This is a genomic window from Vibrio jasicida 090810c, from assembly GCF_002887615.1.
GTDB classification, from domain to species: Bacteria; Pseudomonadota; Gammaproteobacteria; order Enterobacterales; family Vibrionaceae; genus Vibrio; species Vibrio jasicida.
Map to the genome: position 1 here is coordinate 1,186,418 of NZ_CP025793.1, position 20,367 is coordinate 1,206,784.

At 43.7% G+C, this 20,367-nt stretch carries 19 protein-coding genes and 1 pseudogene; 12 read left to right on the top strand and 8 right to left on the bottom strand.

Translation table 11 applies throughout. The annotated features are described in order from the left end of the window. Window positions 1–33 precede the first annotated feature (33 nt). The gene (locus C1S73_RS22805; protein WP_038867758.1) at window positions 34–573 is read left to right on the top strand and encodes a phosphatase PAP2 family protein; all 540 of its coding nucleotides are present in this window, start codon (window positions 34–36) and stop codon (window positions 571–573) included. A 79-nt stretch (window positions 574–652) separates the two neighbouring features. On the opposite strand, the pseudogene C1S73_RS22810 reads toward C1S73_RS22805, so the two are convergent. Beyond that, window positions 653–2,018, bottom strand: a pseudogene (locus C1S73_RS22810) (endonuclease/exonuclease/phosphatase family protein). A gap of 367 nt (window positions 2,019–2,385) precedes the next feature. Between C1S73_RS22810 and C1S73_RS22825 the strand changes: the two are divergent. Next, window positions 2,386–2,700, top strand: a complete 315-nt coding sequence (locus C1S73_RS22825) for a DMT family transporter (RefSeq protein WP_038867756.1) — start codon at window positions 2,386–2,388, stop codon at window positions 2,698–2,700. 74 nt (window positions 2,701–2,774) lie between these two features. On the opposite strand, the gene C1S73_RS22830 is transcribed toward C1S73_RS22825, so the two are convergent. Beyond that, window positions 2,775–3,674 carry a DMT family transporter gene (locus tag C1S73_RS22830; RefSeq protein ID WP_038867754.1) on the bottom strand — a complete coding sequence of 300 codons (900 nt, stop codon included), beginning with the start codon at window positions 3,672–3,674 and terminating at the stop codon, window positions 2,775–2,777. Window positions 3,675–3,824: 150 nt separating this feature from the next. On the opposite strand from C1S73_RS22830, the gene C1S73_RS22835 reads away from it, so the two are divergent. The 4 genes from C1S73_RS22835 (at window position 3,825) to C1S73_RS22850 (ending at window position 6,872) form a co-directional block, all read left to right on the top strand. Beyond that, window positions 3,825–4,277 (top strand): NUDIX hydrolase, encoded by a 453-nt coding sequence (locus C1S73_RS22835; protein WP_038867753.1) that lies wholly within the window; start codon window positions 3,825–3,827, stop codon window positions 4,275–4,277. Window positions 4,278–4,295: 18 nt separating this feature from the next. After that, window positions 4,296–4,856, top strand: coding sequence for a GNAT family N-acetyltransferase (locus C1S73_RS22840; protein ID WP_038867751.1), 561 nt, complete (start codon window positions 4,296–4,298; stop codon window positions 4,854–4,856). A 65-nt stretch (window positions 4,857–4,921) separates the two neighbouring features. After that, a complete protein-coding gene (locus C1S73_RS22845) occupies window positions 4,922–5,332 on the top strand; it encodes a GNAT family N-acetyltransferase (protein WP_038867749.1) in 411 nt (136 codons plus the stop codon). A 127-nt stretch (window positions 5,333–5,459) separates the two neighbouring features. Next, window positions 5,460–6,872, top strand: coding sequence for a coniferyl aldehyde dehydrogenase (locus tag C1S73_RS22850; protein WP_038867747.1), 1,413 nt, complete (start codon window positions 5,460–5,462; stop codon window positions 6,870–6,872). A gap of 138 nt (window positions 6,873–7,010) precedes the next feature. Here the strand turns inward: C1S73_RS22850 and C1S73_RS22855 are convergent, their stop codons facing one another. Both C1S73_RS22855 and C1S73_RS22860 read right to left on the bottom strand, forming a co-directional pair. Then, window positions 7,011–9,728 (bottom strand): SO2930 family diheme c-type cytochrome, encoded by a 2,718-nt coding sequence (locus C1S73_RS22855; protein WP_038867746.1) that lies wholly within the window; start codon window positions 9,726–9,728, stop codon window positions 7,011–7,013. Between the two features lie 45 nt (window positions 9,729–9,773). Further along, on the bottom strand, window positions 9,774–11,060 hold the full coding sequence (locus tag C1S73_RS22860) for an outer membrane protein transport protein (RefSeq protein ID WP_038867743.1): 1,287 nt from the start codon (window positions 11,058–11,060) through the stop codon (window positions 9,774–9,776). Window positions 11,061–11,820: 760 nt separating this feature from the next. Here C1S73_RS22860 and parS point away from each other — a divergent pair. Beyond that, on the top strand, window positions 11,821–12,273 hold the full coding sequence (gene parS / locus C1S73_RS22865) for a type II RES/Xre toxin-antitoxin system antitoxin (RefSeq protein WP_038867740.1): 453 nt from the start codon (window positions 11,821–11,823) through the stop codon (window positions 12,271–12,273). A gap of 1 nt (window position 12,274) precedes the next feature. Then, window positions 12,275–12,745: an RES family NAD+ phosphorylase gene (locus tag C1S73_RS22870; protein ID WP_038867737.1), complete on the top strand. Its 471-nt coding sequence runs from the start codon at window positions 12,275–12,277 to the stop codon at window positions 12,743–12,745. Between the two features lie 83 nt (window positions 12,746–12,828). Here the strand turns inward: C1S73_RS22870 and C1S73_RS22875 are convergent, their stop codons facing one another. Together C1S73_RS22875 and C1S73_RS22880 are read right to left on the bottom strand one after the other, a co-directional pair. Continuing rightward, window positions 12,829–14,676, bottom strand: a complete 1,848-nt coding sequence (locus C1S73_RS22875; RefSeq protein ID WP_038867735.1) for an acyltransferase family protein — start codon at window positions 14,674–14,676, stop codon at window positions 12,829–12,831. Between the two features lie 60 nt (window positions 14,677–14,736). Next, window positions 14,737–15,882 carry a glycosyltransferase family 4 protein gene (locus C1S73_RS22880; RefSeq protein WP_038868104.1) on the bottom strand — a complete coding sequence of 382 codons (1,146 nt, stop codon included), beginning with the start codon at window positions 15,880–15,882 and terminating at the stop codon, window positions 14,737–14,739. 286 nt (window positions 15,883–16,168) lie between these two features. On the opposite strand from C1S73_RS22880, the gene C1S73_RS22885 reads away from it, so the two are divergent. Then, complete coding sequence (locus tag C1S73_RS22885; protein ID WP_038867733.1) at window positions 16,169–17,113, top strand: glycosyltransferase family 2 protein; 945 nt, start codon at window positions 16,169–16,171, stop codon at window positions 17,111–17,113. A 119-nt stretch (window positions 17,114–17,232) separates the two neighbouring features. Further along, entirely contained in the window at window positions 17,233–17,508 is a 276-nt protein-coding gene (locus tag C1S73_RS22890; protein WP_038867732.1) for a hypothetical protein, read from the top strand. Between the two features lie 103 nt (window positions 17,509–17,611). Here C1S73_RS22890 and C1S73_RS22895 read toward each other — a convergent pair whose 3' ends face one another. Both C1S73_RS22895 and gloA read right to left on the bottom strand, forming a co-directional pair. Further along, the gene (locus tag C1S73_RS22895; RefSeq protein WP_038867729.1) at window positions 17,612–18,712 is read right to left on the bottom strand and encodes an alkene reductase; all 1,101 of its coding nucleotides are present in this window, start codon (window positions 18,710–18,712) and stop codon (window positions 17,612–17,614) included. Between the two features lie 11 nt (window positions 18,713–18,723). Further along, on the bottom strand, window positions 18,724–19,110 hold the full coding sequence (gene gloA / locus C1S73_RS22900) for a lactoylglutathione lyase (RefSeq protein WP_038867726.1): 387 nt from the start codon (window positions 19,108–19,110) through the stop codon (window positions 18,724–18,726). Between the two features lie 291 nt (window positions 19,111–19,401). Here gloA and C1S73_RS22905 point away from each other — a divergent pair, with 291 nt between their 5' ends. Together C1S73_RS22905 and C1S73_RS22910 are read left to right on the top strand one after the other, a co-directional pair. Then, window positions 19,402–19,890, top strand: coding sequence for a hypothetical protein (locus tag C1S73_RS22905; protein ID WP_038867725.1), 489 nt, complete (start codon window positions 19,402–19,404; stop codon window positions 19,888–19,890). A 10-nt stretch (window positions 19,891–19,900) separates the two neighbouring features. After that, window positions 19,901–20,290, top strand: a complete 390-nt coding sequence (locus tag C1S73_RS22910; protein ID WP_038867723.1) for a MazG nucleotide pyrophosphohydrolase domain-containing protein — start codon at window positions 19,901–19,903, stop codon at window positions 20,288–20,290. Window positions 20,291–20,367: the final 77 nt, after the last annotated feature.

Sequence of the window (20,367 nt, forward strand, 5' to 3'; positions counted from 1 at the left end):
TTCGCCCGAGTTGAATCATAATTGGTTGTATTAATGAAGAAAATTGTACGTTTGGTTGGTGTGGCCTCCATAATGGGGTCTCAGTCTGTGTATGCAATGAGTGAAAAAGATTGGGATATTCTGACTGACATTGGTGCGTATGGCCTAGTTGCTACCGCAGCGGCCGTCCCTGCTTACAAAGGGGATTGGGAAGGCTTTTGGCAAGCGGGGTTCAGCATTGGTGCTGCTTCAGGCATCGGTTTGATCGGTAAAGCCACTATAGATGCAGAACGTCCGGATAAAAGTGGTAACGACAGTTTCCCATCCAACCATACGGCTAACGCTTTTGCTTCGGCAACAAACCTTTATTTACGTTATGGTTGGGAAGCTGGTTTACCTGCATATGGTGTTGCAGCACTGGTGGGTGTAGGGCGTGTGGAGGCCAAAAAACATTATTGGCGTGATGTTCTTGCTGGTGCAGCTTTAGGTACGTTGAGCGCGTATGTCTTCACTGATGCTTATGATGAAAATGTGCAGCTTGTCCCATGGGTGACGAGTGAAGACGTTGGTGTATCGCTGACTTATCATTGGTAATTTTGTACGAGCACGATCAAAAGAGCCTCGGCATACCCGAGGCTCCTGTATTATGACTTTTCGTTTCTAAGTGCAGTTTTTAGAACTGGGCCTTAATCCAAATCATACGGTGGTCTGAAGAGACATCTTTGCCATTGCCGTACTTACCGATACGGTCGTCGTTAAACAGCTTGCGACCTTCTTCATATGATGCTGCCCAGTAAACACCAGAATCAGCCACATTTAGGTTCGCTGATGGCATCGCATAGTCAACACCAAGACCGAATGTAGACGTAATGCGGTTTGGAATTGGGTGTGTTGAGTTTTTGTCTACCGCGTGCTCGGCTGCACCATAGCTTGTTGGGTAAAGCTCGCCATTCATCACATCTTGGTTTACCAACGGATCATTGTGGAAGTCTTGCATGATTTCACTAAAGCCATCGCCATCCAATGGGTCAAGGTTTTGGTCACCCATCATCACAAACTTCGCACCTTCAGCTAAGCCACCTTTGTTGCCTGCATCATCGTAGAAGTATTCTTTACCTTGTACATAGTGATGCCAGAACTCAACTTCTGCACCGTTTTGAACTTTGTTTTTACCTGGATCGAATACCGGTGGAGTAGGGTGAGACATCAAAAGATGTACAACTTCGTCGCCTTTTTCTGTTGGGATAATAATCGGAGCATCTACGTGGTTTTTAGAGGACAGACGAACAACATCCCACTCTTCTGCTGTGTACCAATCGTCACCACAGGCCATGCCATCAGGGATCGTTTGTGAACCGTCACAGATAGTGATGGTTGGGATTTCTGCCCCTTCCATGTCTTTCCACTTGAACTCTTGGAAAGTTCGTGTGTTTTCTGTGTCAATTTTGTATTTAGACATCAGTGCAAATGCGTATTGACCATGATAGAAACCAAAGCCCCATGCATCGCCAGGAAGTTGGCCCGCAGTGCCATTGTTATCTAGGTCAAGGTCACTGTTTAAGCCTGTGTTGGTTGAGTAAGATTCCGCATAAGGATACTCAATAGGTTCAAGGTTAGCTTCGCCACCGGCGCCTTCAAGGCTTTGTGCGATAGATAGGTAGTTTTTCTGGAAACCTTCCAGTGCGACTTTATCTTCTCCAGTTCCATCATTATTGAATTCCGCCATCATCAGAACATCAGGTCGGTTTTTTTTGAATGATGGCTGCGACGTTACGAATTTGAATGACTTTCTCAGCCATTGTTTTATCTTCGTCGGCGATTGTGCCGTCAAGGTAAGCCGTTACCAGCTCAGTTTGCTTTGCTGGTTCAACTTGCATTTCTGCAACGAGGTCTTCAAAAGTACTACGATCAAAAGAGAGGTTATAAGTGGCGATCTTTACTTCTTTAGGTTGAACATCTACGTATTCAGTGTCGTCGTTGCAGCCAGTAAGTAACGCAGCGCCGATTAGGAGAGCTAAAGGGGTTTTGATGTATTTCATTAGTATGCAATACCTTATAATTGGGTTCGCGCAAATACTAAAGTTATCAGTAGCTTTTGTAAGCGATCTTCGTCACACAAACGATTGCGTAGTTGCACTAATGATCAGGTTTTGTGTGATTAATGCAATAAGTGCATCATTTTCAACAGTAGAAGGTTATATACAATCTGTTAAATAACGATGTCTATTTTATTTAATTGGAATGGATTTATAGCGTTAATTAATTGAATGAAGTGGATTTTGTGCGCATACAAACTGAGTTTAGGTGAGAGACGTTTTTCTTTATACTGTGCACGTACCAGAAGTGAGGACGACCTCACCGCTCTCATCACTATCGGGGACGGCCCCATTTGTTAGGGATCTCTCAATGGCTTGGGCAATTCTTTTTCTTGCGGGTCTATGCGAAGTCGCATGGGCTGTTGGGCTTAAATATTCTGAAGGCTTCAGCAAACTTGGCGCATCAGTATTCACCATCGGTTTTATGGCGTTAAGCTTTTGGTTGCTTGGTATTGCGCTTAGAACGTTACCACTTGGTGTTGCTTATGGTGTTTGGGTGGGCATTGGTGCGATAGGAACGGCGATTGCCAGTATCTATTTATTTAATGAGCCAGCGACATTGGTCAAGCTCATAAGCTTACTGTTGATTGTTGCTGGTATTGCAGGCTTAAAGTTTGCGGCTTAAGTTCTCAATCATTGATAAGTAAAAGCCAGAGTCAGACTCTGGCTTTTCGCATTTTAAAGCAGGTTCTTGCCTTGTTAGCGTTTCATAAATGGCAACTTTAAGTGTTGTCCAAATACGTTGATAAGCGCGCCCGTAACAATCAGTGCTCCTCCTAAGTAAGTCCAAGCGGACGGTAACTCACCAAAGAACACGATCCCCAGCAGTACTGAGAATATGATTTGGACATAAGAGTAGGCGGAGGCTTTACCGGCTTCCTGAGTTTGCATGGCTTTGGTTAAACCAAGTTGGCCAATTTGGGTAAATACACCAACGAGAACGAGCATCAAGGTCAAGTACAAATCCGGCATCACGAACTGATCTCCGATGAGCAGGATAGATGCTGGAAGCGCAACCAATGGAAAATAGAAGATAATAACGGAGCTGTCTTCTGTCTGACTGAGTTTCCGAACAATCACGTACGCAATCGAACTACCAAATGCACCTAATATCGCGATCATAACACTAAACATCGGAAGGGCATGTTCAGCATTAGGGCCCGTTTCCGAACTGACCATGACATAGACACCCAATAAACACAGCACAATACAAATTAGAGTCGAAAACTGAATGCGCTCCTTAAGGAAGAAGACCGCGAGCAGTGCAGTAAATACAGGATGAATGTACTGAAAAATGGTCGCTTCTGCTAAGGGTAGCGTAGTAACGGAATAGTACACACACATGAGCGCCATCGTGCCAACCGCGCCTCGCGCAAACAACAAGGGTTTGTTATTGCCCCAAACTGATATGCCTTTGCGTTTTACATCTAGGTAACTGATCACGAGTGAAACTAAAGCCCTCGCTGCGACAATTTCAAATACAGGTATGCCATGTAAGCTGACATGCTTAACAGTGGCTGACATGAGAGCGAAACCAAAGGCAGAGAGCACCATAAAGCGCACACCAATGGGAATAATCGAATTGATTGAATTAGGCATCTTACGGCTCGTTTATTGAGGGAGATCGCACTTTAGCATACTAGACTGACAAAAAGATCAGCACCTTGTGATTAAGGCTCCGGATCTTATTGAAGCAAGGTAGACTGTCTCGTTCAGATATAGAAACAATAAATACATAAGGAGAAAGGGATGATTCCTATTCAAGCAACGCATGTATCTGGTGTTGTGATTTCCGAATTCGACGGCATCAAGAAAATGTTGTTATTAGAGCGAGTCAAAGGTGGTTATTGGTGTCATGTAGCTGGTGGGATCGAAGAAGAGGAAACTGGTTGGCAAACGATCGTTCGAGAGCTCAAGGAAGAAACACAAATTGACGACGTCGAGCTTCACAGTGCGGATTTTCTTGAGCAGTTTTATGAAGCCCATAAGAACCGAATCATGGTCATCCCTTGCTTTGTTATGTTTTGTAAACCCAACCAAGAAGTGGTATTGAACCACGAACATACCGATTATCGTTGGTGTTCGTTAGAAGAGGCAAAGCAACTTGCTCCTTTTGCGAATCAGCATCAACTCTATGATCATGTGTGGCAAAATTATGTAGATAAAGCACCAACACCATTTACTCTTATTAAACAGAGCTAGATTCAAACAGGAAAAACGATGTACGAAGGGTATGAAACGAGCCAACCGCTGCAAATTTCTGAACGTATTACGATAGAGCCATTAATGACCAAGCACGCCAATACGTTACTTGAAGTTGTCAATAAAAGCCGCGACAGCCTGTCTCGTTATCTGCCATGGACAGAGTTCGTAAAGAATCGACGCGAAGCCGTGCGTTACATTTCTCAACGTATCAACAGTCGTGTAAGCGAAGCACACTGGTTTGCGCTTTTACTGGATAATCAATTTGTCGGCGTTCTCGGTATTAAAGGTGTGAACGAAGAGACACGCGTAACCGAGGTGGGGTATTGGCTTGCAGAAAGTGGGCGTGGTCATCGTGTCGTCAATCAAGTGCTCTCTGTCATCATTCCGTTAGTGAAGGGAAGAGGGCGCGCGAGCTTGATTCAGTTTCACTGTATGGAAGATAACATCGCGAGCATTAAAGTAGCGGAACGAGCGGGAGCCTCTTTAAAAGAATACGTTGATCATGATTTTGAAACGTTGGATCCGTCTCAACGATTAGGCATTTATGAACTGAAACTAGCTGAAATTAATGCTTGATAAACATAGCCTAAAAGTAAATGTGGCGATATAAAAGAAAGAACAAATAGCAAAGGAATAGAGCGATGGAAATAAGCATTCGTCCCATTACTTGGCAAGAAGCAATGCCTATTCGCCATAAGGTATTGTGGCCCCAGAAAGCTATCGAGCATTGCATAGTAGAGGGTGATGAAGACGCTGAACACTTTGGGGCGTTTGTGAATGATGTTTTGGTTGGGATTGCCTCAATCTATCTTGATGACAACAAAGCAAGACTGCGCAAATTTGCGGTGTTACCGGAGTTTCAAAGATTAAGCATTGGCTCTTCCCTGATTCGATATATTTTAGCGAATTTACAGTTGTCACCCGTTGAATATTTTTGGTGTGATGCGAGGGAATCTGCTCTGGTTTTCTATGGAAAGTTTGGGATGCAAGTTGAGGGTGAACGCTTCTACAAATCTGAAATTCCTTACTACAAAATGAAGCTTGCGCTTTAAGCAAAATAATCTGAGTTTGAACTCTAACTTCCTTATTGCGTTAATAGTCAGAATGTTGCCCTTGTGTTAACGTTGAACTGTACATAAGTGCGACATTGCCCGTTATCGGGTGCACAAGGAGATAAACATGAACGCGATCGTCGACGTCGAAGTGGGTCAATTACTACAGCAGAAGTTGGATAAAGTCAGAGCGGCGTATAACGCAGAACCATTCCCGGGCTTAGACGCCAGAAAGCAAAAGCTTAATCTTCTCAAGCAGACTATCTTGGATAACCAACAAGATTTAGTTGAAGCGTTGAGTGAAGATTTTGGCTACCGCTCTGAGTTTGATACGGCAATGACAGATGTACTACCGACCGTTGCTCAAATCAACTACACCCTAAAGCGCCTCAACAAATGGTGTAAACCAAGCCGTCGTCATGCTGGTTTATTGCTTGCTCCCTCAAAAGTTACGGTGGAGTACCAACCTGTTGGTGTTGTTGGCATTATTTCTCCTTGGAATTTCCCGGTCATTCTTAGCTTGTCCCCTTTGGTAACGGCTCTTGCAGCCGGAAACCGAGTCATGATTAAGCTGAGTGAATTTACGCCACTGACAAATAAAGTGATCACTGAGATATGTCGAGCATTGCCCGATGATGTCATTGTTGTCGAAGGGGAAGCAGAGGTTGCTCAAGCATTCAGCAAGTTACCGTTTGATCACTTGCTGTTTACTGGATCAACTAATGTTGGTCGTGCAGTGGCTCGTGCCGCCGCAGAGAACTTAACACCAATTACATTGGAGCTTGGCGGAAAGTCTCCGGTTATCGTGGCGGAAGACGCGAACTTAAATAAAGCGGTCGATGCTATTTTGTTCGGTAAGTGCATTAATGCGGGGCAAATTTGTGTTGCTCCAGATTATGCTTTTGTACCGGAGGGAAGAGTCAATGAGTTTGTTGCGCTCTTCTTGCAACGTTTTGATGCGCTTTACTTAAAAGGTCAAAACGAGCAAGGCTTTACTCATATCATCAACCAACGCCAGTACGACCGTTTAAAGGCTGTGTTGGAAGATGCTAAAGCCAAGGGTGCAGAAGTACATACCGTGCCCGAGACGAGTTCAGAAGGCCGACGATTATACCCGCATCTGGTCACCAATGTTTCAGAAGAGATGACTATTATGCAGGCGGAGATTTTTGGTCCCCTTATGCCAATTAAGCCTTACCGTGATATGCAAGATGTCATCAGCTATATCAACCAGAATCAACGCCCACTTGCGCTCTATATCATGTCGGATGACAAACGCACGATTGAACATATTACCCGTTATACCCACAGTGGTGGTGTCGGGGTGAATGACACCATCTTGCACGTTGGCGCAGAAGACGCGCCATTTGGTGGTATTGGTGAATCTGGTATCGGTCACTACCACGGTGAGGAAGGCTTTAGAACCTTTAGCCATGCTAAAACGATCTTAACTACGCCAACTTGGCTTCCTCGTGTTGCTATGCTGATGGAGCGACGTGCTACGGCAATCAAAGCACTACAAAAGTTCTTTATGCGTTAACGTTGTTGATGTTTGAACGCTTAGGAATAAGAAAACCGCCTCGTGAGGCGGTTTTTGTTTGGGGTTAGAATATACAGTCTTGCAGCTTAAACTATGTAACTTAATGGCTACCTAAACATTCGGTAGCCATTGATAGTTCTACTCTACACAGCTCCAGCCTGTTGTATCAATCGAGTTAATCCAATCGGCAATCAACTGAACTCCTTCATCATGGACAACGTGTCTACCTAGCTCTGGCATCATGTTTCCGTTGTCGACATTGATACGGTAGTGCAATACGGAGTTTTCTGGATCGCCCGGCACAATTACATATGGCGATGGGCCTTTATGGAAGGTGATACCGCGAGCACAAATGCCCATCTCACCAATACCTTCACGCCAGTATTCAAACTTGAATGGGTTGCTTGCAGCTTTACCTTCGGTACGGTGGCAGTGCGCACAGTTCACATCTAAGTATGCTTTGGCATAATCCAGTAGTTCTGTATTCGTCAGGTTACTTGCACCAGTCTCCGTATTAAAAACAGGGGTCTTAGGTAAGTTCTCAGGTGTATCTGGCAAGGCTTCTGTGAATAGTCCTAATGTCTCCCAATGTACTAACTGGTTAACTGGGGAACTATCAGAAACGTCCTGTACGCTGTTGAGGTTACGAGCCTTCGGACCAATTGGAGAGAACCCCTTAGGTTGCGTATTGCCAGTGGGGTCGGACACGTCGGCTTCAACCTTGTGACACAGGGTACACTCGTTTCGGCTTGGCACTTCATAAGTGAAATTAAGCGTTTCACCGTTATGCTCCACACTTCGTTCAAACGGAACAGAGACTGCAGTCAGGTAAGCATCTGTTTTGTCTTCATTCCATACGTAAGGTAGGGCAATCCAACCACTGTCACGACGAATCAACAGGCGAGTCTCGATCATCTCCTCGTTTTCACCACGCGCATTATCGGTGCTTGAAGGAAGAGCAAAGGTTTTGATCAATACTGTGCCAACTGGGAAGTCGAATACCTCTCGCTCACGGTAGCTTGCGGAGACTTCGTTTGGCATCACAACAAAACGGTATTTGCGTGCATAGTCGGTAAAGAGCTCAACGTTCATCTCATACAGCGTACCTTTGGCTGATGCAGCCAAGTTCAGGTTTTGCGTTGGATCTTTGGCATCTTCAAACAGATTGTATTGAGAAAGACTCACACAGTTTTCACCGTAGGTCGCGCTTTCTCGCCTAATGGCATCCCAGTTTATGCCAGACACATTTTCTACAGTACAACTCGCGTTGCCTACAATACCGTTTGGTGTATCTGGATTATCAGGGTCAGTAGCCCCGTCTTCTGTTTGATTGTAACCATAAATAACACCATTAATCGTGACGGTATTGATGTCTAATGGCGTTTTAGAATCACAGCCAGCGGTTAGTAGCGTCGATTGCTCATTCTCGTATAAGAAATCGGCATTGGCTGGATCTTCGGCGTAGCGAGCAATGGCAGTAGGGTCCATATTATCAACCAATACACCTACACTCGCTCCATTGTTGACTAAGCAATTACTTTCTGCGTCATTAAACTCCGTGAGGTAGTTCCAGTCTGTTGTTCCTGTCATGCTGTTTAAAGCATCGCGTAAAGGCGCAAACATTTGGGAGCGAATTAGTGATTCACCCGCGCCATCGTAGAACAACGCAGGGAAGGCTTGATGATTTAAGGTATAAGCTAAAATCATATCTTCAATGAGCGAGCCGTTAGGTTTTGCGCCTGTATTAGTAATGGTGTTGTCGTGGAAATACATATTGGTCGGAACCGGATTCCAACCCTGCATTACCGCATTACCCTCGGATGTGCCATTCAGCGGACTGTAGGCATTAGGGTCACCATTGACCAATAGATAGCTGGTCATGGCCAGCGCCATCGAATCATGGTTGGAGATGGTATTATTATAAAACTCACTGTTACGGCCAGATAGGATCACAACGCCAGTACCTGGCGGGACAATACCAACTACGCCACATCCACCAAGTCCGCTTTGACAAGTGGTATCAACGTAGTTCTCTAGATTGTTGTCACGAATCACGTTATCGAAGATACGAACATCATCAATTAAACGACCGATCGTAGTTGCTCCCGGTAAGTCAAACAGCAAGACACCGCCCGTATTGCCTAAAGCGAGGTTGTCATAGACATCAACGTTCGAACTATTTTCAATTTCGATACCCGCGATGTTCTTTTCCGCTACGTTGTCACGTATTACTGCGCCAATGGTTTGACCCACATAGATACCAGCATCGGCACTACCGTAACTCCAAGTGTCTTCAATCAATACGTTTTGGGATTTTACTGGGTAGATACCATAAGTACCACGTAGGTTACCATCTTCATCACGGGCACGTGGCACTTCGAGCCAGACCGCGGCAACATCGCGAATAATGATACCTTCAACACCATCGGCTTTTATGCCATTTTTTGACGCTTCTGATACTTGCAAATCAGAGACAGTGATATTAGAACCACCACTGATTGCGATGCCGTCTTTACCATCAACATTACTAAAGTCGAGGTAAGTTTGATCAAGACCTGCACCGCGTAAAATGAGGTTGTTTTTTGAATCGACCGTTAACTGGTTATTCATTTTAAAACAGCCAGCAGGTAAGGTCACAACACTGTTGTCCTCGGCCAGTTCAACAAGGTTTTCAATCGCAGTGACTTCTGCTGCGCTTGCCCATTCTTGTCCATTTCCACACAACTCAGGTGTGCCGTATTCAGACAGTTCATACCCGCTTGAGGATTGCGGTTCGTCATAATCATCACTGTTACAACCAATTAAAAGCGTGGAGCTTATTAGCGTAGCGACAACCGTTTTGTTTATTCCATGCATGATTTGCTTCCCTGTAATTAGTTTTATTGACTCAGTCAGGAATAATTAGAAAGAGTGGTTGTATTGGATGCCGTAGATGTAGGCATCGCCCTCTGAACGATAGGCAATATCAACACCCGGCAGAGCGTGTGGTTCAAGTGGCTCGGTAAACGTGACTTCTTCAGCATCGATAAAGGTAAAGCCAAAATCGATTCGGCTGTTTCGATTGAAAGCGTAGGTTGCACCAAAGCTATAATTGATTCGGTCGGAATCTGGTAAGCTGATGCTCTTATCGTTCACGTTAGGTGTCTCGTCGTAGGCAATACCTGCGCGAAGAGTGAAAGAAGGGTTGAGCTGATAAGTTGCCCCTAACGCATACTTGAAGGCGTTTTCAAAGTTCTCATCTTTTTGCAGAACTTCTTGTCCATCGACGGTTGCGCGAATTTCCTCAAATACACTCCAACCCGTCATCATCACACTGTAGTGAATAGCAAGTGGCGCTGTAATCTGATGGAAACCAGAGAACTCAGTGATGCTTGGTAAATTTAAGGTTAAGTCACCAGTCACTGTTTGACGTGGCATCGAAATCGAGCTTGGAATATCTGAGTAATAATCACCTTCAAAATCTACATCAACTTTGGAGCGGTAACTTAAGCCAAAGCGATGTTTTTCGTTTATCTCCCACAGCGCGCCTAAATTAAAACCATAACCCCAACCATCACCATCAAGTGATTTCGCGACGTCGCTGCGAGTAAAATTAGCGCCGGTATCGGCATTGATGGCATCAGCAAGGATTCCAAGGGTGCGAGTAAGCTTGGCTTTACCATAGACAAGGCTTGCTCCAGCACCAACACTGAATTCATCGTTGATGCGGTAGGCGATAGTTGGATTAAAATTGACGGTTTCTAAACTGGTTTCTCCGCCAATTGGGCCCGCTAGATAATCATCAGGATATTCAGTGGCAAGGCCAAAGTCGGTAAATATACCAAGTCCCCAAGACCATGAATCGTTGATAGGGGCGGCAATATAAAACGATGGAACGATCACATTATCAACAACGTCATTGTTGGTTAGCTGATTATTAAAAGCGTCTGACGCACCATTACCGGTGACTCGAACCTCTGGCATGATGTAAGCGGCGCCGATAGAAAGCTCGTATGAGTCAAACATCGTAATCGCAGCAGGGTTGTGGGCGACAACTGATGCGCCATCGGCAATGGCTGCCTCTCCTGCATTGGCTCGTCCTAGACCCGCAGCAGAATGCTCAGATAACTGAAACCCCGCAGCGTATAACTTAGGGGAGCTGAGCGCTATCGCTATAGCAAGCGCGAGTTTTGCATTCCTTGTATTCATATCACTCTGAAACTCCATGTGTTATTAGGATGCGTTTTAAATAAAAGTGCTTATGTACCCATAAAGAGGGTGAGTAGGTTATTCACGAAACACTCATCTCAAGCATAAAAATAATTAACATACTTGTAACATTGAATTTCAAGATCTGTTATTTCCATCTCATATAACCAACGGGGTATGAATGTGCTTATAACTACCTGTAAATGTTATAGTTAAGTTCAATTTGTATCGTAGAGAAGCTTCACGAAAGCACTTGGTTGCGTTTGATGTCCACGTTAAAAATGTGGCTTAAGTATTAGCAAATAGCGGGTTGTAACAAATTATTTTTTAGTACGATTGTTTTAAACGGTTGTTTAATTGATATTTAAGGCTTAAAAGTCGAATTTGCGGAAATGATGCAATTTATCACTGAATCGGATGCTAAACTTTATGAACGATTAGAGCTTTTACTTAAGGAATAGAAAGCAATATGGTGCTGAATTGTTAGGAGCGTCTTAGGGTGTACCTACTAAATCACACTTTGTTTCTGCGATCTCTTTGCCGAAGAGAGGGAAAAAGGGTGGTTGCTTGTCGATGTATCAATCGAGCAAAGGGCGCACGATCTTACCCACTGCAGAGTTGAACGGGATGGAAAAGTGATCGAGATACAGCGTAATTCAAATCTATACGAGTAAGCCTACTTTGAACGCATTTTATACGATTGCTAAGTTGGCTCATTTGGACCATAATAATAAGACCATTTGGTCTTTAGGAGTTCAAGATGGCAACAGCAACATTAAAAAGCTTTAAACCTAAGCTGCCATCTAAGGCAAATTTTTGGTTTATGCTGGGCATTGAAGATGCCGAAACCGGTCGTACAGATGCGGTTCATAAAGGTTTTGAGCCAAAGGTTTATCGGAATATCGTTGAGCGCGTAAAGCTCTCTCAAAGCGAATTTCAGCACGTGACGCTTATCCCTGTCAGCACAATCAAACGACGTTTAAAAAATGAAGAACGTTTTAATACGCAAGAGAGCGACGCAATCTACCGTTTAGCAATGCTGCTCAAACTTGCAACGGAGTTGTTTGATGATGAAGAGCGCGCTTTGGGCTGGATGCGAGAAAACGTCTATGGTTTAGGAGGAAAACGCCCACTCGACATGGTCTCTACCACGGTCGATTTCGAGATAGTTAAAGACTTGATAGGGCGATTAGAGCACGGGGTATTCTCGTAGTATGAAGCTCTATCGACTGACGCAAAAGAAGTTTTCCGAATCTCCATTTAGTCCGATTGGCGCAAAGCTTTACGGAGGGCGATGGAACTCAAAAGGAACCGAGGCCCTTTATTTTTCGGAGTCTGAGTCACTTTGTTCTTTAGAAGTATTTGTCCATGTTAATAACGATCCTGCTATTACGAGACTTTATGACTTGTATCGTATCGAGATGCCCGAATATCTGATTGCTGCTTTGGATGAAGAAGACTTGCCGGTAGCTTGGCGATCTATACCCGCCAGTGAATCCACTCAGTACATTGGTGACCAATTTCTAAATGATCCGCATCCAGAGTTCGCGGCATTACAAGTACCCTCGACCATTTCTCCCCGCGATAACAACTATGTTGTGAATCCAAACCATCCCAAGATGAAAGAGATCATCAGGAAAGCAGAAAAGCTCGAATTTGCTTTTGATCCACGAATATTTAAATAAGATGCTCAACGCTTAATAGGGTAAACGTTGAGCTTTCGTTTTTTATTGGTCTTTACCCCGAATTTGAGTGAGCGGCGTATGCGTTAGTTTTTGGCGGCCAGCTGTTGACTATCGCTCGTGTCGTTTTGGTAGCTGCTTAATACCACTTCAGCTCCTTTATAGGACAAATGACTTGCGTCGGTATACATCGCGTTATTCGCGTCGATCTTCATGACACAATTGCCTCTCTGGCATATGTAATCAGTTAGGTCGACAAACTCAACGTGTTCGAACTGCTCAAAGTACTGAGCAAGAATCGCAATATTCTTCGGATGGGTTTGTTTTGGGGCAAAGTCGCACTCTGTGCCTTTTTCACCGCCGAATAAGCGGATTTTCCATAAGCACTCGCCAATAGCAAAAGGCGCAGAAGGTGTTGGCCCAAATACCACTATCTCTTTGTCTTCTAATCCCTTCAATAATTGCGTCAGCGAAGCTTGATAGTTTTTACTGGAAAGCTCTTTTCCGAAGTTAGAGGAAATGACGACCTGTCGAATAGAAGGCGTGTTTTGAATGGTTTTGACTGCGTTGGTGAAGAAATCGTGACAAGATTGCCCGCTAACGCCAGGAATCACGTCGATATAGCCAATCGCACAAGAATCTTGAGTAAGTTGGACCACTCCTGCAGGCGTTTCACGTGCTAGTTGTTGAACAAATACCATACTATGACTATTTCCTAAAACCGCGACTGTCGGCTGCGATGAAGAAGAGCAGGCGTCGTTTACATTTGTATTACCGTTGCACGCTAATCCGTAGCCATTATTGACACGCATGGCCTCAAAAAATGCATTTCGGTCAGGGAAACCACCGCTTGTATGCCCAATAAAGCCAAATGTAAGCAGGGGTACCGTCACCAATACTAGTGAAGCGGTGAGTGTTTTCATGCCGATTTTTCTTCGGCTGCGAAATGGTTTCTCGACAAATCGCCAAGTCATGTACGACATTATTGATAGCATGCCGATATAAAGAAGGAAGCTGAATTCTTGTCCGGCCGTTAGTACATAACGATAAAATACCAACAGTGGGATATGCCATAGATATAGGCTGTAACTGATTAAACCGATAAAGACGATCCATTTTAAGCTAAGTACCTTACCGCACGTATTTTGGTTAGCTGAAAACAGAATGATCAGCGATGTACCAATGACAGGAATTATTAACATAAGGCCCGCACCATCTTTGGACTTATCGAATAACAAGGCTGAAGCCATGACTAAAACCACACCGATGACTGCGAGCGTATTGTTTGGTGTTACGTTGGTTTTTCTCATGATGAGGGCAATCATTGATCCTGCGGCCAGTTCCCATGCTCGCGAAAAAATCATATAGAACGCGAAATCGGGATCGCCACTCGCATACCAAATCGTCATTAAACTCAATAAAAAGACACCAATAAAGAAGGCAAGGTACGATATGATTTTATTTCGGGCGAGCAACATCAGTAGTAATGGAATGACGATGTAATATTGCTCTTCAACGCCTAGACTCCAAGTGTGGAAGAGTGGGTTGGCCTGCTCCTCTAAACCAAAGTAATTGTGACCCTTCAAATAAAGTAAAACATTAGAAGCGGACAAAATGGATGAAACAGAAAATTCACTGACTTCTTTGTGCGCTTGAGGGAGAAATAACCACCAAGACAATACATAACTCACTGCGATAACCAGTAACAACAGCGGTAAGATACGGCGGATACGTCGCTCATAAAAATCGGCAAGGCTGAATTTATTTTTGTCTAAATCATTGATGACTATGGTAGTAATGAGATAACCACTGATCACGAAAAAAACATCAACACCAACAAAACCACCAGCAAAAGCTTCGATGTCTGCGTGGAATAAGATAACGAGTATGACCGCTAGTGCTCTCAATCCATCTATTTCTGCTCGGTAAGTCATGATCTTCTCCATTTATGTAGCCAACGTTTGTTGTTCATCCTTGGGTGGGATGACTTGATCTTAATTAGGTTGTTCTATCCATTGGGATAGCCTTTGAGCTTGTCGATAAGCATTAAAGTATTTGAGGACTCGTTGTCGTCCGCGTTTGCCCATTTCTTTACGCTTCTCCAGAGATAGCTCCGCAAACTCATTAATGCACTGAGTGATGTCGTCAACATTGTGTTGTTTTACAAAAAATCCAGTTTCATCGGTGACGATTTCTTTGCATCCCATGACGTTTGAGGTGATCACTGGTGTGCCAACTGCCATTGCCTCTTTGAGGACAAGAGGCCCGGTATCGACGCAGCCAGTACGCGAGTAGCAAAACGGAGCCACGAGACAATCGTATTTTGGTAAATTGTCCTTTACCCAGCTGTGTGGTTTTGCGCCCAAAAAGGAGACGCAATGAGTCAAACCAAGTTCACTAGTCATCGAAACGAACTCTTTTTTCATAGGGCCCGTGCCGATGACATCAAGATGGACATTGAGCTTATTGGCGATAGGGACCAGCGCCTCAAGTAAATATTGCAGACCTTTTTGCTCAACGAATCGCCCTAAAAAAACCAATCGTAATTGTTCTGAGTCTGTCTTTTTTTCGGGGGTGAATTGCTCAGGTTTTACACCACAGTGGAGCAATTTTACGTTTCCGTTGGTCATATTTTGAAAGTCGTTATACATGTCATCGCAAACAGCGACTGCGAAGTCGCTGGCGTTGATCTTCTCTTTTACATCAAACGGAGACTCATAAACGTCATGCCCGTGAGCAACAAAAGAACAAGAAATATTGAGCAGTTTAGCGGCGACAATGGCATGTGCTGCTGTGTGCTGACAAAAGTGAGCATGAACGTGACCAATGCCTTGCTCAGCGAGTTGGAATGCTAATTTAAGCCCTGTACCCATTAACGACTTCTTCGGAATACCAGATTGTTTGAATGCAAAGTGACATGCTTTGAACAGCCCCTGAACGCGAAGGTGCTGTAGGCCTTCTGTCTTAATATTCTTACCAATTTCGATAACATCGTAAGTAAAAAAAGATTCGCAAGGTTCGATTTCAAACGTAAAAACTGTCACGTCGTGGCCACATGCCTGAATGGCGTCCACTTCAGTTTGAATGAAGGTTTCACTCAAAACTGGGTAGCTAGGTGTAATAAACGCGATTTTTTTCATTTTATGGCTCGCTTCTTTTCGTTCACGGTCGAGAAGGGAATTGCAAAAAACAAACCAAACAATCATCGACATAAAATCAATAAATTAGGGATAAATTTCTATTTTGAGAATAAAAATGACGGTGAAGTTTAAGGCGTTCTCAATTTGAAGTCTTTAATTGAGAAAAACCGTCCATGCTTGGGTATAACCGTTCTTTTATGAGGATTTAATCCGAAATTAGAATGGTCTAGATATTGCTACTTTTAATCGGTCAGAATTGTTCTGACAGGTGAAGAGGCATAATGGCATGGATAAAGTCAGTGTGATTATTCCAACCTATCAATGTTTGGAATATCTCCCCAAAGCGCTTGGAAGCGTGTTCAATCAAACGCACCGTAATTTTGAGGTTATCGTGATTAATGACGGCGGTGACCTTCGAACTCAGCGTTACCTTGAGTCGCTGCTTGATCACAGGCTTAGGTTCCTTAACACCGATGGAGTTGGCGTGGCTGAGGCGAGAAACTTGGGAGTAAAAGAAGCATCGGGTGAGTACATTGCCTTTCTCGACGCTGATGATTTTTGGCTACCTAACAAGTTAAAAATGCAGGTCGCCTTACATCAAAGCAATCCTGAGTTAGCTCTGAGTTTTAGTAACTATGTTCATGTCTCGGAGCGTTATGAACCCTTTAGTGATTGTTTTGGGTTTTGGAACCAACTCCAAGACGAGACTGATGACGTTCTACTGCTTAGCAAACCATTGGATATGATCATTGCCAATAATATTATCGGTACGTCCACCGTTATGCTGGATGCAAAGATGGTGGAGGCATTTCCTCTGTTCAAAGCAGAATTGCCTTACGCCGAGGACTGGGAGTTGTGGCTAAGAATTTGTGAAAAATACCAAGTGGGAGTGGTGAATTCAATTCAAGCTGGCTATCTGGTTCGCCAAGGTTCCATCACGAATACCAAAAATCGTAAATTACAGCAACTGGCTTGTGTGAATGGCATTCTAGAAACGTATCGAGAAAGTGCGTCATTCTATGACATTTCTCCTTTAGCCTTTAAAAAAGCGAATGCTAGAATCTTAGAAGGATATGCCGATTATTATCGAGAAGCTAAGTCTTACTCTAAGGCGATAGCACTTAATGTGCGCTCCTTGATTCAAGACCCTCAGTCTCGACGTTTGCGACGCATAATGGCGGATGGGCGAGAATTGGTACTATCAAATGTAAAGTCTACCTCGCAGCAATAATACAGCCTATTAAGCAGCAGAGATAAGGGTAGACACTGTATGAAATCAAAGATTGAAATTGAAAAGCGCACTACACTCAGTGTTCAGTTATTAGCAAAAGATTTAGAATTAATAAGTCAATGAGTGAAAGCGATATTCAGACAAAAATTGCTAGCTTTACCTGTATAGAAGAAGCGCTAGAGTACTTTGATATTGGTTTTGATAGTCGCTTCATAGACAAACACCGTATCGAACTTGTAAAGCGGTCTAATGGTTATTTAATTATGAGCAAGCCGGACGATTGGTTTTCTGCCCGTCGTGCGTTTAAAAATGCTTACTGCAAAGTACAGCGCAGTTTATTAGATAAAACGACACGCTCAGCATGTCGTGGTTGTACGACATGCCAAAGAAGATAAACAATGTGGCAGTCTTAGCTTCTTTTTCGACGTCACGCTGATCCGACTTACAAAAGAACCCCGTCTAAAGAGCGGGGTTCTTTTATTTTTATGAACGGAAACGCTAACTTACTTGATATTCTGGGTAGTCAAGTAAGCCTTTCTCGGCACCACCAAACAAGGTTGCAGGATCGTGTGCAGCTAACGGGTAGTCGTATTTAATTCGGTTCGGTAAGTCAGGGTTTGCGATGAATGGACGGCCGAACCCCACCATATCTGCAAGACCACTTTTTAGTGCTGCTGCCGCTTTTTCAGTGTTGTAACGACCAGCGTAAATAATGGTGCCTTTGTAAGCTTCACGAACTGCAGTTTTAAATTCAGCTGGTGTATCTGGCGCGTCGTCCCAGTCTACTTCTGCAATGTGGATGTACACAACGTTAAGCGTATTAAGTAAGGCAGCGGCGGCAGTGTACGTTTGTACAGGGGTTTTATCTACCGTACCGTTGAGTGAAGTAAATGGAGCAAGTCGAACGCCCACACGTTCAGCGCCGATAGCTTGTATCATCGCTTCGACAACGTCACCAAGGAAACGAAGACGATTTTCAATGGAACCACCATATTCGTCTGTGCGGTTATTAGCTTCTGAATCGATGAACTGGTTAACAAGGTAACCATTAGCAGCGTGTAGTTCTATGCCATCAAAACCTGCTTCAATCGCATTAAGCGCAGCTTGACGATATTCTTCTACAACGGCTTTGATATCTGCTTTGGTCATTTCACGTGGCTCGACAACATCTACAAAACCTGGTTCGTCGCCACCATTGTCGATGAATACTTTCACATTTTCTGCTTTCAATGCGGAAGAAGAAATTGGTTGTTCACCCCCGATGTTGTCAGGGTGGGTTACGCGACCAACGTGCCAAAGTTGGGCAAAGATAGCGCCGCCTATTGCGTGAACGGCATTCGTTACTTTTTTCCAACCAGCAATTTGTTCTTGGCTATAAATACCAGGAGTCCAAGCGTAACCTTGACCCATTGGTGAGATTTGAGTGCCCTCCGCGACAATCAAACCAGCAGATGCGCGCTGAGCGTAATACTCTGCCATGATCTCATTTGCAGCATTACCCGGTTGACTAGCACGTGAACGCGTCATTGGCGGCATAACGATGCGGTTTTGAAGTGTTAGAGCACCAAGTTGAACAGGTTGGAACAGTACATCTTTCATAATAAGCCTCGTTATTTGCTCGTTTGAATCAATTCGATTTGGTAACCATCTGGATCTTTGATGAAAGCGATATGCGTTTCGCCGCCTTTCATCGGACCTGGCTCACGTGTGATATTGCCGCCAAGTGCTTTGATTTTGTCGCATGCCGAATAGATATCTTCACAACCTAAAGCCATATGACCAAACGCGTTTCCGAGTTCATAGCTGTCTGTATCCCAGTTATAAGTCAGTTCGATCGTTGCACCGTCTGGTTGGTTTGCGTTACCAACAAAAACTAATGTGTAACGGTATTCAGTGTTCTCGAAGCGGTTCAGTTCAGCCATACCAAGCACTTTGGTATAGAACTCAATGGATTTATCAAGATCAGCAACACGGATCATAGTGTGAAGAAATTTCATATATAGCCTTCTTTTGTTTTCGCTTGGCGCTTAACTTTTCTGTTATTGCTAAGTACCTAATGGCGACGTTATGAGCCTAAATATATAAGGTTGCCTTTGAAACATAAAATTATCATTGATTATTGTTTTTATAATTTATTGTTATTGAACTGCTTTTTAACGTAAATGATTTATTGATTGCATTTTATCTATGTATTTAACTGATAAGTTTGGCTTTTCTTTTCAAATCAGATTATTTAGAGTGCTAATAGCTTCATACAGACGTATTGGGAATAGATTTTAGGAGGGAAAATGAATCAATCCGTGTTAAAGGCCATGACGTGGCTAAAAGGGATATTAGATTCTAACCAGATTACTTATCAAATCGTCGGCGGTTTTGCTGCCCATTTGCACGGTGGATCACGACCTATTGCGGATATCGATCTGTACATCCAGAAACAAGATTCTGAAAAATTGCTTCCCCATATTGCGCCTTATATCAGTAAGCCACTTAAGCACTATCAGGAAGAAGGCTGGGATCTTGAGTACTTACAGCTTATTTATGGCCAACAAAAAATTGAAATCGGCCTTAGCCCAGGAACGCGAATATTTAGCTCAAAAAACAAAGAGTGGGCGACGCTGGAAATTGACTACGCAGCAAATGTTATTTGTGATTTTAATGGAATGAAGCTTTCAGTGATCGATATTACAAGGTTAATCGATTACAAGCGTGTTCTCTCAAGAGAAGTGGATCTCATCGACATTCGAGAGCTTGAACGAATTCAACAGCAAGCTCAATAGCGGAGAGATAATGGACAAGTTTACCGCCTTGTTTGAGATTGCTCAGCGTAAGTCAAACTACGATGAAAACAATACTTGGTATCAGGGCTCCGTCACTTACTTCGAAGGGATATACTCGGAGTTGGAAGAAGTGAGAGATGAGGAAGTCAAAGGGAGAACATGCTTTTTAGAGGACGAACTGGGAGACGTGTTGTGGAATTATCTTAATCTTCTGATGGCCTTAGAAAAAGAACAGGGCATTGACGCTCGGTCTGTGATTGAACGCGCCGTTGAAAAATACCAAGCACGTGTGACTGCCATTGAAAATGGGAAGAGTTGGGCAGAAGTAAAGGCTGAACAAAAGTCAAAATTGAAGAATGAATTCGACTCGAAACGAGGCAACAACAATGAAACTGACTAAATACTTATTTTACTGCTAAAAGCGCTTAGTCAAGAATTCAAAAGTACAAAAAACTATGGTGTCCCTTTTGAACAACT